Annotated in this window: 7 protein-coding genes; 2 read left to right on the top strand and 5 right to left on the bottom strand. The window is 54.2% G+C overall.

The genetic code is table 11. The features are described 5' to 3' along the window. Positions 1–877: 877 nt before the first annotated feature. The 3 genes from ABX962_RS14800 to ABX962_RS14790 all read right to left on the bottom strand — a co-directional run bounded on the left by ABX962_RS14800 (position 878) and on the right by ABX962_RS14790 (position 5,389). Positions 878–1,858, bottom strand: a complete 981-nt coding sequence (locus tag ABX962_RS14800) for a PQQ-binding-like beta-propeller repeat protein (RefSeq protein WP_372720685.1) — start codon at positions 1,856–1,858, stop codon at positions 878–880. A 117-nt stretch (positions 1,859–1,975) separates the two neighbouring features. Continuing rightward, the gene (locus ABX962_RS14795; protein WP_372720683.1) at positions 1,976–3,271 is read right to left on the bottom strand and encodes an aminotransferase class I/II-fold pyridoxal phosphate-dependent enzyme; all 1,296 of its coding nucleotides are present in this window, start codon (positions 3,269–3,271) and stop codon (positions 1,976–1,978) included. A gap of 309 nt (positions 3,272–3,580) precedes the next feature. After that, entirely contained in the window at positions 3,581–5,389 is a 1,809-nt protein-coding gene (locus ABX962_RS14790; protein WP_372720681.1) for a peptidylprolyl isomerase, read from the bottom strand. A 429-nt stretch (positions 5,390–5,818) separates the two neighbouring features. Between ABX962_RS14790 and ABX962_RS14785 the strand changes: the two genes are divergently transcribed. Beyond that, the gene (locus ABX962_RS14785; protein ID WP_372720679.1) at positions 5,819–6,289 is read left to right on the top strand and encodes a carbon storage regulator; all 471 of its coding nucleotides are present in this window, start codon (positions 5,819–5,821) and stop codon (positions 6,287–6,289) included. 47 nt (positions 6,290–6,336) lie between these two features. Here ABX962_RS14785 and ABX962_RS14780 read toward each other — a convergent pair whose 3' ends face one another. Together ABX962_RS14780 and ABX962_RS14775 are read right to left on the bottom strand one after the other, a co-directional pair. Further along, positions 6,337–8,184 (bottom strand): alpha/beta fold hydrolase, encoded by a 1,848-nt coding sequence (locus ABX962_RS14780; RefSeq protein ID WP_372720677.1) that lies wholly within the window; start codon positions 8,182–8,184, stop codon positions 6,337–6,339. Between the two features lie 351 nt (positions 8,185–8,535). Then, positions 8,536–12,915: a hypothetical protein gene (locus ABX962_RS14775; protein ID WP_372720675.1), complete on the bottom strand. Its 4,380-nt coding sequence runs from the start codon at positions 12,913–12,915 to the stop codon at positions 8,536–8,538. Positions 12,916–13,776: 861 nt separating this feature from the next. Between ABX962_RS14775 and ABX962_RS14770 the strand changes: the two genes are divergently transcribed. Further along, a partial coding sequence (locus ABX962_RS14770) for a PIG-L family deacetylase (RefSeq protein ID WP_372720673.1) occupies positions 13,777–14,176 on the top strand: 400 nt, incomplete at its 3' end.

Here is a 14,176-nt window from a genome sequence, read left to right as displayed (position 1 = left end):
ACTGTCCCTCCTCTTAGCAAGCTAATTGGAGTTCTCGTACGACTTGCATGCCTAATCCACGCCGCCAACGTTCATTCTGAGCCAGGATCAAACCCTTCAATTTTGTATTGATTCACCAGTCAGCAAGCTGACCGGGAGAAAGCAAATTAAACCGAAAGCTGATTCTGCTCTGAGGGCCTCGGTAAAGACCCTCAGCGATTCGCCATTTGTTTTTACACTTGCAACAAAGCCGAAGCTTCTGTTAACAAGCACAAAGAGCAACCTCGCACTGCTGAACTCAACAGAATAATCATCACCAAATTGTCAAAGATCTATGTGCCCGACTGGCGGGCTTGTCTCCGGCGAAGCTTAGCGTCTTGACGCTCGGCTCACAAGAGCAGTTTTTCATTTTGTTTTCACAAAACTTACTGAGTGAAAGTTTGCTTTGCAGGAATCACTTAAAGTGTTTGCCGTGCTAGGTTTGCTTTCGTTCAAGGCTCGGTATCTTAGAGTCTTGAAGCGGCCAGTCAACCGCAGTTTTCAAAAAAAGTTGTTGAAGACTTCTTTTGATTTTCACTTGAATTTGAACCGTTGGCCCGGAGGCTTTTTTGTCCCTGTGACTCGCGTTGCTGCGTGTCACGTTTCAAGTGAGGCGGGAAGATATAGGGCTTTGCTGATGATGGCAATAGCCTTTTACCGTTTTCCGTAGAATTCTTTTCGTCTTCTTCATGCTGTCATCATCAGACTGTCGTTTGACTGCGGTATTACCGCTAAAACTGGCATCTCTTCACATTGCGGTTTTTCCCCGCTGACGCGGACATTTTGGTTTGACGGCATCGGTTTGTGTCCTGCGTTGCTTGGCAATCACCAGCACCGCGACGCGCGTGTGTCGTTTTCTCTACCGCGTGCTTGTTGAATTCTGGTCCAACAGCAACGTGTTTGAGACGTTGTTGCCAAAATCTCCAAAACGCTGAAATGTCCAGACGATCTGCTTCGTCGCGCGGTCGACCTCAACGAGCTGAGGTTGGTTCGGGCCCGCATGGCAATTTCCAAGCACGATGTTGCCGTTCTCAAGTAACTCGAGCGTGGTAACCCAAGCCAAGCGAATCGACGGCAAATCGTTTTGGTGGATCTGCCACACGATTTCTTTCTCGGGCGTCACCTCAATCACGCTGTGCCCATTGCCGGTGGCAATCAAGGTATTTCCGTTGGGGCGACGGATCGCCGCAAACAAGCGATTGCCAAATGCCTCGGGACCGTGCCCCCCTTTAGCCTGCTTAGCAAACATCGGAACCTTGTATTCCCAAATGACCTTGCCGGTATCGCCATCGTATTCGCGTGCTGTTCCATCGGCTTCGTGAGCCACCAAGTAATTTCCGTTCTCGAGTCGGCGAACGAGTCGAGTATCGGTATGCGGATTGGGATGGTCGACAACGAGCGGAATTGTCTTGAGCAGATTTCCCTCACGATCGATCTCGATAATGCGAGCGGGGCCGGATTCGGCCACCATGATTCGATCGGGAGCGACCATTTGAGCCGCATGAATTTCGATGCGTTTGCCCTGATTGCCGTTGGATTTGCCGGCGTTGTACTGCCAAACGATTTGCTTCGTTTTGGGATTGATCTCGACCACCTTGTCGGTGTCTTTGAGTGTCAAGTAGTTGCCGTTGGGCAAAACGTGCAAATCATGAATGCCACCCCATGGCATTTCCCAGCTGATTTGCCCGTCGGGCTCGACAACGGCAAGTTTGCCGTTGCCTTGAATCAGCACGCGATGTTGGATTGACGTCTCCGCTGCGGAAGCAGAGTGGGGGCGGGCCGATAGGGTCACGAAGAAAAAGAGAAGGGTTGCCAACGAGGCAACAAATCGATGTGGCATAGTGGGGTTCCTGGTTTGGTGGGTAATAACCAAACCAGGATACCCCATCGATGTCCCGTGTGCGGGAATTTGCACCCGCTCGTTCTCGCAAATTGACGACTTGATACCGCTGCAGCGTTAAGTCGCAGCGTTCGAGGTGGGGGCCCCTGAAGTCGATAGACATTTCGCGATCTGGCGAACCGCTTGACGGAGCCGCTGCTCGTTTTCAACCAGTGACATCCGCAAAAAGCCTTCACCAGCGTTGCCGAATCCGCTTCCAGGGCTGACCGCGACGTTACCCTCTTCGAGCAATTTCATGGCAAAGTCCATCGTGCTCATCTTGCTTTTCCAAGGTTCAGGGACCTCTGCCCAGACGAACATACCGGCCTTGGGCGGCGTTAGGTTCCATCCCAGTCGTCTCAGTCCGCTGACCAGCACATCGCGACGCCCTTGATAGATCATCGATTGTTTCTCGACGCTCGCCTCGGTTTCTCGCAGCGCTACGATGGCCGCGATTTGAATGGCTTGGAACATTCCGTAGTCGTAGTAGCCCTTGATGGTTCCGAGTCCTCGGATCATTTCAGAATTTCCGGCACAGAATCCGACTCGCCAACCCGCCATGTTGTAGCCCTTGCTCATGGTGGTGAACTCGACGCCCACGTCCTTGGCCCCCGGAGCACTCAAGAAACTCGGCGGTTGATAGCCGTCAAACGCGACGTCGGCGTAAGCAAAGTCGTGAATGACCATGAACTTGTATTTCTTGGCCAGCCGCACGACTTCGACAAAGAAATCAGGCTCAATCACCGCCGACGAGGGATTGTGTGGGTAATTGACGATCAAAACTTTGGGCTTGGGGGCCATGTGTTCGCAGGTATACGCGACGTTGCGCAAAAAGCGATCGGGATCAGCCACGTCCAACGCGACAACGTTGCCGCTCGCCAAAATGACGCCGTACATGTGGACGGGAAAATAAGGCGAGGGGATCATGGCGGTGTCACCCGGTCCCATCAGCGCCAAACACATATGCGAAAAGCCCTCTTTGCTGTCGAGACAGGCGATGATTTCCGAGTCAGGGTCAAGCCGCACGCCGTATTGACGGTTGTACTTGCTCGCAACTTCTTTGCGTAAATTCGCAATCCCATTGGACTTGCTGTAACCGTGGTTGCCGGGATCCGAGGCGGCGTCATGCAGTTTTTGGATCACGGTCGGGTCCGGCGGATCGGACGGATTGCCCATGCCAAGATCGATCACGTCATCGCCCGCACGTCGTTTTTGATAGAGCGAATTGTTGATTCGCCCGAACATGTAGGGAGGAAGTCGGTCGACGCGGGAGGCAAATTTCACCTCAAACGGTTCCGGAACAGGATCGGTCGTCAACGGTGCAATTGCGGGAGCATCAATGTTGGGCGTATCAGCGTCAAAAGGTTGACTCATGTCATTCAAGCCAAAAGGTATGGTCGGATCGGAAAATCAAAACCAAGTGGAAGGTCCGGCGGACCGTCCGGGGTGGTTTAGAGGTATTGTCGACCAGACACCGGCAATCGCCCAGGGGTTATCGGTTCGTTGCACCAAGAAATGAGGCAAGCTGAAGCCAAAAGAGTGGAGTCTAGGCCTTTTTCTGCGGCTTGCAGTTGCTCTGAATCCATAAAAAAAGCCCCACCATGACGGCGGGGCTTCGATTGACGCTTGTTTTTCACAGGCGTGTTTGTCTCTTTTTTCGCGACGCTCTGTCGTCGAACGGCACTATTTCTTTTCAGCTTGAGGCACTTTTGCCATCTTAGGTAGTTCTTTGGCCGCAGCAAAGAAATTGTCGATCTCTGCCGACGACTTCAGTTCATCGAAGCGGACGGTCATCGCCAAGTTCAGCTTCTTCTCTGACAAATCTCGTACCAATTCGGTGCGGACGTCGCCGAGTTGTTTGACGACCGGTTCGGTGTAACCCTGGCATCGCATGATGATGTATTTGTCACCGGTGACGACAATGCCGCTGAGATCACCTGGTTTCATCGCAAACGCTTCGCGTTCGATCGCGAGTTGACCGCCATGTTTGCGAATCGGAGGGACTTTGCCCATGTTGCTCGCGGAAACCGGTTCAATGCTGTACTGTTCCGCCAATTTTCCAAAGAAGGCTTCGTTCGGGTTGTCACGCGCCATTTCCCACACTTTTTGGGCACTGCGTTGATCCGCTAACACAATCGCTAGGACTTCGACACGAGGTCCGTAGGATGATTCGAATCCTTGCTGAATGTCTTGTTCATTGAGCGAAACAGAGTCTTCGACAAGCTTTTTCAGTGCCACGCTCGGCCATACCGCATCGCGAACATATAGGTCTTGAGTGGTCGTTCCATCAGATGTCACCGATTGCAACCAAGCTTTGACGTCAGGTTGGCCATCGGCGGTGACGAAACCAAAACTAGTCGCTGCGCGTTGGATCTCTTGTTGTAGATCGACGTCGCCGACCTGTTTGTTGGCTTTCTTGAGGGCTTGGGCGAGCAATTTGCGATTGATTTCCCCTTCGAGCACTTCGCTTCCGTGACGTTTGGTGCATTCCGCTGCAACCGCCGCTAAGCTTACCTGTTGGCCATTGATGATCGCTGCCACGCCAGGATATTGCTGGGATTTCTCGGCATCGCCTAAAACCGTGACCACTTGAGCTTCGGCTTGCAGTTGAGCAAACAGATCCGTTGCAGCACCTCGCATTTTTTCATCACGAATGCGGTCGTTGATTTGAGCCCGGATACTTGGCATCGCTTGAGGCGAAGGCGTGGTCGCAGGTAGACGACGTACCGCTTGCAGGAAAATCCATTGATCACCGAGTTGCAATACAGGTGAAATTTCGTTGTCTTGCAAAGCGAACGCCGCTTCTTCCAAGCGAGTGTCACCGGTGTAACGGCGAATCGGAGGAATTAGCCCCCCCACACTTGCACTCGCTTCGTCTTCGCTGCGTTCTTTGGCCAGCGCGGCAAATTGATCGGGAGCGGCAACCGCTTTTTGACGCAACAATTCAGCGTCGGATTTGCTTGCCATCATGATCAGACGACATTTTACCGCTTCGCCAAATTGCGCAATGAATGCCTTATTGAATTCTTCGTCAGTCACTTGCACGCGATCGGCAACCAAGCGACGAAGCGCCAACATCGGCCACACGATTTCGCGACTGTATTGATCGGGTTGGATATCGCGTTCTTCCTGCAACAATTGCAAGTAAGCTTGCATGGATAGCCCAAACTTGGAGGCAATGCGATTGATCTCTTCGCGAACTTCCGTCGACGTCACCTCGATTCCGTGCGTTTTACACGCCTGCAAAATCAAATGGCGGTTGACCATGTTTTCGAGAACGTCTTTGCCATAGCGGCGCAACGATTCTTCGTTAAGTGTTTTGCGAGTGATCGGATCCGCATTGACGACCGCGACGACATCGTTCGCCGTGTCCTGAGCCGCCAGGGGATGGCTAATCAATGTCGGGGTGATGCTCAGCAATAGGGTCAGGTAGAGGCCGACGCGAAGCAGCGAACTCATCCACTGCTTGAGTTGATGGGATGTTAGAGGCATGGCGGTCACTCCTTTGAACCGACTGTGATCGTTGACGTCGCCGAGAAATAAAACGTGAGCAGCACACAACTGCATTCTCAAGCGATAGTGCCTTCGAGCCCAACATAGGAAAAATTCCTATTTCGACTCAAGACGAAAAGTTTTGCTGCCGGGGCTGTCCAATCGAGGGTGGATTGCACGCGATCTGATCTACAAACGATTTGTAATTCCTACCCAAGCATCGCCACCACAAGTTGCGGCGAAACTGCTTTGGGTTTCTCTAAGTTGTTTTAGGTAAACGGTTTGTGTTTAGATGGGGTGTTTTTTTTAAGTTTTGGCACAGCTCGTGCAATATCCCTTTTTCGTTGCCAAGACGGATCTGCTTAGGACACGGAACGGCAGCAACCCACTTTTATCTCGACGACGAATACAAACGCAAAGGACACTGCCATGTTGGTTTTAACTCGCAAACTTGACGAAAAGATTCAAATCGGCAACGACATCACCATCACCCTGGTTCGAGTCCAAGGAAACACGGTGCGAATCGGCATCGAAGCTCCACGCGACATTCGAGTGATTCGTGCTGAATTGGAAGCGTTGGATCAAACGCACGAAGTCGACGAGAACTCGTTGAGTGATCGGGAAGAAGCCTTCGCTCACCCCACCACGGTCACCGGCCGCTCAAAAAAGCACGTTGCCCAACGACGTGATCAATCTGCAGAAAAGCCCGCTGCAGAAAAGCCTGTTGCAAATAAGCCCGCCACCGCGAAAACTTCCGTCGCGGCGGCTAATCGTGTGGGAGCGTTGTCAGGCCAAGTCTATATGACTCGAGTGCCCGTCAGCGGTAATACCGTGCGTAAAAACGCGGCGCCCCTGGCGGCGTTCTTGCCAACCGATGTGAATGTGGGGATCGCTCAATGAGCCGAGGTGCCGATCCGGCAAAAGGGCCCGCGGTGGGACTCAGCCAGTTAACGTCGATAGGCGTCCGCGGCATGCACAGACGGTTCGCTTGGGCCCGTGGCAATGCGATCATGGGCATCGATATCTTGAAGATGTTCGAGCAAGATACGGCGAACTTCGAAAATCGCTTTTCCCGTCATATGAATGTGAGTGTGCTCGGCATCGACCGTGATTTCGCTTTCCACGTCGTCCATATGAGCACTGGCGTATTCCACGACACCATCATTTTTACGAGACTTGGGACCAAACAGCGGCGGTTTTTCTAAGACACCGATGATGTTGTGAAATTTGACGTTCGGCGACTTCTTTGCACGCAACATGACGGGGAAGATCGGTGATTTTGGCGATAGCGAGTCGACGGCATTGACGGCGGTTAACAGCTTCGTATCGCGAAAAAAGTCGGGGTTTTCACGTGTCAAACGCTGGCCTGTCGAGACGAACATCTGAGGCAGTTTGATGAATTTGCGGGCCAACCACTGCGTGTAATCGTTGGAAAAATCGCTGCCGCGGTGCGGGGTTCCAATCGTGATCACACGCCCCACCGACTGATTGGGTTTGAAGTAGAGCGTGCTGACCAACTTGACGCGGTCCTCTTGCGCGCCTTTCAACTTGTCCGCAGGCTGGTCGCTAACGATCTTCCAAAAATCGTCACCACTATCCATCGTCTGCAAACGGCTAACGAGTCCGCCCATGCTATGCCCGACCAACACCATGTTGTCGACCGCTTGGTCGCGATGACTGGGATCAAACGAACCTCGCATGGCTGCTAAGTCGGCACGCAGTTGCTGCGCACTAATCCAAAAAGGTTGGCCGGATGGATAGAGGTAGAACCAGAATTGGTATCGCTCGCGGATCTCGGGAAAGCTGCGGAGGTCATTAAACATGTCCATCCATGTCAGCGGACTTGACCACAGTCCATGCACCATCAAAACCGGGATGCGATCGGGGTCGTACGGTTCGAGCATATAGATGCCTCGCCGTTCTTGAGAACCATCGGGATCAAGCAAGCCTTCGGTCGCGTGATTGCGTTTGCGAAATTCAGGACTGTCGAGGAAATAGGCCAGCGGTGTCGTCAGATCGGTTTCCAGCGGGACCCACTGGTTGGCGATTTCGATTTGGTTGGCTTCCAGCGGATCAAAGAATTCGAGCACGCAGGTCGTCGATTCGCCCGCGCGTTTGCCCGATGTGCCAGATTCTGACGTGCCAGCGGAGCAACGCATCATTGCCGAAACAGCATAGCTCAGCCCCGACGGGTAATAGCGTTCCCGCGAATCGTTTTTGTTGGCGGGTTTTCGCACCGCGATCAGCGGAACGCCTAGCCCGTAGGTGGTGTGCCGATTGTTGAGCGTCTCGATATCAAAGTCGCTGACAAACTCGTAACGGTCAAACTCCTCCGGTTTCCATTTGCCTCGCATTTCGGTGCGGACGATGAATTCGCGATCCGGAGTGGAAATCGTGTACGTGCTGCCAGGTTCGATGCGATGTTCGCTGCACAGGATTCGCAGCGTGTCTTCGAGCGATTCGTTGTACAGATCGCACGCCGCACGGAATTGAGGATCAAATGCGTTGCGAGTGATTTGCAGATCGTCGCTGAACAGGTAATCGTAGGAATTCGTTAACGCAATTCCGTAGTGATTCAGCGCGTGCAGCAGATCACCGCTGCGCTCCGCCTTTTTGCCCTCGACGTACGAAAGTTCGCTTAGGGCGTACACTAATTCGGAGTCAGGCGACTCGTTGATCGCTTGCCGGATTTTGACAAAGCATTTGTTGTGATCGGCCGCATATTGGTCTTCCAACCCAAACCGATTCAACGTGTGCCACGTTCGCTCGCTGATCTCAGGGCCGCGGAATGTCACCAATTTTAGATTGGTGGCGAGCGGGTTTTCGCGAATTGAACGGTTCGAAACGTAACGGGTGGACGTGCACCCCGCCCCGAAACCCAGCAGCGTTAGCAAGAAAAGAAGGCACACGCCGTGAGCGTTGATGAGCCGATTCGTCGCAAGAAAACTCAACGCGAAAGAGCGCGCGGCGGCCGATTTCGCATCCCTGTGGGTGCGAAAGTCGTGGGTCACGCATTCCGTTGCGAGCAATTGCGGCATTCCGATCCATCGTCCTGACGTGGCAAGACCGCTAAGTTGGAGGTATTCAAAGCAATGATGCCCAACGTTAGAAACGTTGGGCATTCGCTGTCAACCTTAGCTTGCTTCCTATTGGAAACCGCCACCACCGAGGCCACCACCGACCCCGCCGCCAGCATCGGTTCCGCCTTCGCCATCGACGAAGTTAAACGTTCGCACGTCACCGACTTGCGAGAAGGTGGGCACGGGGCTAATTCGCACGTAACGACGATCTGCCGAGATGATTGCGAGTCCCGAAACCGAAGCACCCTCGGGAAGCTGGGTGATTTCAGGTCGGAAACCGACCGCGCCACGATTGAAACGACCTAGGCCACCCAGGTTGCCACCACCTCCTATGACGCCACCGCCACCCACGCTGCCGCCGGTCAATGACTGCACGTCATTGAACAAGTTTTGCAAAACTTGGGCTGCGTCAGGTCCATCGCCAGCAAATTGAGCGAGCGCTTGATGATTCATATCACGTTGAACGTCCCGCAGATGAGCGAGCTGAGCCGCAGCAACATCCTCTTTGCGTTGCCCATCTTTGACTTCAAAGACGACCATCGCATCCTGAACGCCAATCGGAATTTCTTCGCGAATGAAGCGTTGGCTTGGACGTCCGACGTCCGTGATGATTTCAACCGTCGCATTGCCAGTGGAAACGTCTCCCCAGACTCGGCGAATCAGCAATCGATATTTTCCAGTAAAACCTTTTGGACACAGGTAGGTTTCCGAAACGGTCCCCAGTTCATCGTCACCACGGCCGGGGAATGAATCGCCCAACAGCGTTCCACCGCCCGCGGACGACGGACTATCGATGGCACAAATCGTTCCCGATGGTTCTTCGACCGCTAAATCAAGATCCGCATCGCCAGTCCACGAAACACGGACGATGGCGTCATGGGAAGCGGCCAATCGCAGCGATTCGCTGAACTTCTGAGCTTCGTCGGTTCGGCCTTCGGCAATCAATTCGCTGTGGGTCGCACGCGCGACCAAGCGAGCTTGTTCGACGATCGGTTGGAATTTTTCGGGCCACGCTTGGCTCAATACCCCACTGCATGCCCACGACAATGCGTCAACGTCATTGAGTTGTTGAGCGATGCGAAGCCCCATCAAGTATGGTTCGCGTCGATAAGGATCGAGTGCGGAAATCTTTTGGCACAATTCGAGTGCCGCTGCTCCCGAGCCGACCTCTTCAAGTCGTGCGGCCACATGCAAGACCTCTTCGGGGGTCTCGGCAAAATCGACTGCCGAAAGCAGGGTGCGTTCGATCTCCTCTTTCGGAGCGTTCGTTGCTTTGAGTGCGATCGCATAGGCTTGATACATCCAAGTTTGGACATGTCCCGCTCGCATCGCTGCGGCGATGGCTTCTCGCATCTCGGCAAAACAGGCGACCGTTTGCTCGGTCTTTCCGCTCTCTTGGAATTTCAAGGCCTTGGTTGACCACTCGCCGACCGTTTCGCGAACACGTTGATCCAAGCGAGTGAGGTCTTCGGCAGAATCAATTTCGACGGTCGAGAAAAATTGGTCCCAGGCTTCCGCTTTGGATTGACCCTCGGCGACCTGAATTCGGATCGGCTTGATGTCAAAACGTGACAGCGTTTTCTTGGCGGGTTTTGCAACGGATGGGGGAGTCGCGTTTTCAGCGTTAGTTGCTGAAGGGGACGCGGTGGTTTTGTTTTGCAACGACACGTCATCGGGAACTGCGAACATACCGCCGCCTCCCATGCCGCCCATGCCGCCGCCCATACCCCCCATGCCGCCGCCCATGCCGCCGCCCATACCGCCGCCCATGCCGCCACCCATGCCGCCACCCATGCCGCCGCCCATGCCGCCGCCCATGCCGCCGCCACCGAGTTGCATGACGGGAACGACGAGGTCACCAACGGGGTAAACCTTGGTCACGAGGTTTTCTTCGGCCGCTTCTTGGGTGGTGATCTGCATCACCTCGTCCTTGATCATGTAGGTCAAGTCGAGTTCGCGAAGCATCAGCCGCATGAAAGAACGAAGCGAAACGTTTTTCAGTTCAATCGTGACAGGGCTGTCGGCGGTTAGACCAATTTCTTCCAACGCACGTCGATCAACGACGATCGGAATGTCATGGTCCGTCGCGATTTTTTGAATGGCTTCTTCAAGCGGAGTTTCCACAAAGATCTGGCTGGTTTCGTCACTGAGCGAAGCTTGAATCCGGCGCTCGGTATCGTTGTCGCCAACCAATTCGATCGCACCGTATCGCTCGATGCGGCGTCGGCTGAGCTTTTGCCATGCATCGGCTTCGGGCCAAACGACGGGTGGCTCATCCACAAACGGAATCGCCGCTTTAAGCACCAACGAGAAGGCATCGACAAAGTTGCGATCCCGCATCTCGGTGTAACGACGATCGCGAGCGTAGGTTTGTAGCCACAACGGATAGTCAATGAATTGACGTCCGGCGGTCGAGTCACGTGTGATCGTATCTCCGGCTAGACGAGCAAACGGAATCGAGACTTCGCCGTCCGCTTCCTCGTAACGGCCTTCGCCGATCAAAGCATTCATTTGCTCGGACAATGTCTTGAGCGACTGTTCGTTCCGGAAGGTTTCCTCGAGCAAACGGGTCATCGCGTTTGCGCCTTTGGCCTGTTGTTCAAGGTTGGCTTGAGCATCCAAGAAGCGAGCTTCTTTGCTGCTGGCAAGTTGGATCGCCGAGCGAACTTGACCCATCAACTCTTTGCGGACATCGGGGCTGACGTTTGCTGTCATCTCGATTCTGCCGAGCAGCGATTTCAGCGATCCGGAAACCCCTTGTGGATCGTTGATCAATTGACGACGAGCTGCCCGTAGCTGAGAGCTGACCTCGGCACGCAGACGCCCTTCGGCAAGCGATTGTTCGGCTTCGACTTGATCCAGCAACGCACCGCCCGTTTCGAGCAATTCGTCATCGCCGACGGCCGGTCCAAAGAAATTGTTGTCTCGCATCGGCGCTGCGTTGCGAGGCTGAGCGACTCGAGGTGCGGGTTGGCGTGGAGCCGCGGCAGGAGCCGCCGCTGGAGGCGTGTCCTGGATGTCCATTGGATCGTTTTCCACTGTGGCGGCCGCATCGTTGTTGCCAAACACATCGTCATCGGCAGCAGGTGCAGGGTCGCTTCCAAAAACGTCGCCGCCCTCTTCCATCGGAGCGTCACCGCCGCCAAAAAGGTCATCAAACGGCGAATCGGCGGGGTTCTGAATGATCAGTGTGTTCGCTTCTTCGGTGACCGTTTCGATCGCTTTGGCTTCAGGATTATTGGGGTCGGCTTTGAGTGCTTTTTCAGCAATCGCCTTGGCTCCACGCATGTTGCCTTGCTTGACCGCGATGTTTCCGGCGCGAACAAGGTCTTCGGCTTGGGTCGCCAATGCATGAGCGGTTTGACGCAGCATCGGCGATCCCGCCGTGGCCAACATCAGCCCTCGATTGGCGGCCGACTCGTCGACCAAACCTGGCAAAAAGGCAAAGTCAGGATGACTCGTTTCGATCTCGCCATCAATTTGGATGGCGACATTCGCCGCAGTCGTTTCGCCCATCAATTGGAACGAAACATCACCGGAGGCCATCTTCATGTGCCCCAACAAAATCGAATCACGGTCCAGACGAAGCGGTGGCAAACGGTCTTGTTGAACCGATTTCATTCCTTCGGTCAATTTGGCATCGCTAATCCAAATCGGCGACATCGATGCCGACTTGCCCACGTGGCGAGCGATGGCAACCGAATTTGCGTCTTCCGCTGTGCCAACGACACCGAGGACACCGCCGGTTTGATTCGCCAAAATTCCCATCACTTCGATGTTCGCAGTCGGTCCGATCACGATGCTGTGAACCGAAATGCGGTCCGATCGCAATGCATCCACTAACGCTTCGAAACGCTTCTTCTCCGCGTTGGCTTCGAGCGAAGATCCATCCCCGATATAAACGATACTGCGAGTTCGACTAGCCGGTTCGCCGACCAAGGTCGCACGAATCGAGTCGATGACGGTAATCAAGTTGGTGTTGCCAAGCGGCAATCGTTGCCCCAGTTTCGCAATCGCGTCCTGAGTCAGCGAAGAGCTTGGCGATTCGAAGTCGCCACTCAAATCCGCTGTTTTGATATCCGCAGCGAACAAGCGAACCCGGTCGCCGGCGCGGATCTGTTCGATCACACTGCGAATCGCGGCGATCGAATCGCGGCGGTATTCGCCGACTTGGCTCGCCGACGTGTCGACCACGACGACAATATCGGCATCTGCTTTGCGAACCGCATCCAACAGCGAATCACTCGCCGCCGGTTGCAGCGAAGCCGCGAAGTACGCGTCGCCCGATGGCATCTTGTAACTTGCCACGCGAACCTGACCTCCATCGCTAGAGGGTTCGTCGGCGGATACCGTCGGAATCCACATGGCTGTCGTTAGCAGCAGACCGGTCGCCAGCTTTCGGGGGCTGGATTGTTGAACGAATAGTGCGACTTGTCGCAATCCCATCTGATTATCTCTTTCGCGAGTGACAGAAAACGCGTTTTTGCTGTGTTCTGGTTCTGAATAGCGGAAAGTAGGGCAGAAAAGCACTCTCCCACTAGAGAGTCTATTTCCCAGGTTTCCGTTTTGCTACGAAAAAACCGGGGTTTCGCCGCGTTGGAGTGTCGAACTTTACGGTTGTATGTGTTGCATTTTGCTACAGGTGTTGCAATCTGATTCAGCATACCGGTTCGTTTGACCCCATTGGCGTCACCCTACCTTCTTCAAAGCTAGCACCGTGCCAAAGTCAGGCATCCGGTGATGTAATAAAAACATTGGAAATCTTTTCCCCAGCGTTCGCTTGAGCTTCCCACCCTACCGATCTACCAACGAAAAAAGGCGAGGCCGATCTCGAAAGACCGACCCCGCCTCGCACGGGGGGACGCTTAGTATCTGGTGGTTGTGAATCGTGTCGCGTTGCGTCCCGCTGACACACCAAAGACTAGTTCGACTCTGGGATTTAAGTCGTCTTTCTTAATCGCTTCTTGAATGAATTTGTGAATCGATCCCGGGGGCCAGGCAGTTTGTGAGGGTCAATCGGGTTGTAGGAGTGTGATTTGTGCTGAGTTCCGTACTGCTACCTGTGCGGAGGTTCGGAACAGGGTATTTTAACCCGCTTTTTTCGTCATCTTGGCCGGCAGGTGTCTGTTTTTGGGTGGTCCGGCTTGATTGCTGTGGTGGGGTGTGTTGCCGAGCCGACCCTCTTTTGAATCTGGGGTCCGCATCGAAACGCTCTGTCGATCGGCAAAACCCAGGTTGTCTCTCGGCCGACTAATCCGCACACTGCGTTGCGAAGGCTTGGAGGGTTCAGGCAATCGAATCGCAATCATGAAAATTTGGAAGGGAGATCTTGCGTTGGAAGATCAAAAAATCGACTTGCCTGAGCGGCTTGACCTGATCGCGGTCGGCGCCCATCCGGACGATGTCGAAATCGCTTGTGGGGGAACGCTGGCGAAACTTGCCAACAAAGGTTATCGAGTCGGGATCATCGATCTGACCGATGGCGAGCCGACACCGAACTCGCCCAGTCCCGAAGTTCGGCTGCTTGAATCGCAAGCCGCGGCAAAGGTGTTGGGAATCAAAAAGCGAATTCAGCTCGATCTGCCTAATCGCCGCTTATTCGACTGTTTCGAGCACCGCGTTGCGCTAGCCAAAGAGTTTCGCCGCTATCGGCCTCAGCTCGTGATTGGCTTTGGCGAGAAGACGCCGATGGCGTCTCCGGATCATT

Source organism: Novipirellula sp. (genome assembly GCF_041583735.1).
Classification (GTDB): domain Bacteria; phylum Planctomycetota; class Planctomycetia; order Pirellulales; family Pirellulaceae; genus Novipirellula.
Note: the sequence above shows the minus strand (reverse complement) of the source record. Positions and strands in the feature narration are given on the sequence as shown.

Excerpts from the sequence above, each read along its gene's own strand:
- ABX962_RS14800 (WP_372720685.1), bottom strand. The coding sequence starts at position 1,858 with ATGCCACATCGATTTGTTGCCTCGTTGGCAACCCTTCTCTTTTTCTTC.
- ABX962_RS14795 (WP_372720683.1), bottom strand. The coding sequence starts at position 3,271 with ATGAGTCAACCTTTTGACGCTGATACGCCCAACATTGATGCTCCCGCA.
- ABX962_RS14790 (WP_372720681.1), bottom strand. The coding sequence starts at position 5,389 with ATGCCTCTAACATCCCATCAACTCAAGCAGTGGATGAGTTCGCTGCTT.
- ABX962_RS14785 (WP_372720679.1), top strand. The coding sequence starts at position 5,819 with ATGTTGGTTTTAACTCGCAAACTTGACGAAAAGATTCAAATCGGCAAC.
- ABX962_RS14775 (WP_372720675.1), bottom strand. The coding sequence starts at position 12,915 with ATGGGATTGCGACAAGTCGCACTATTCGTTCAACAATCCAGCCCCCGA.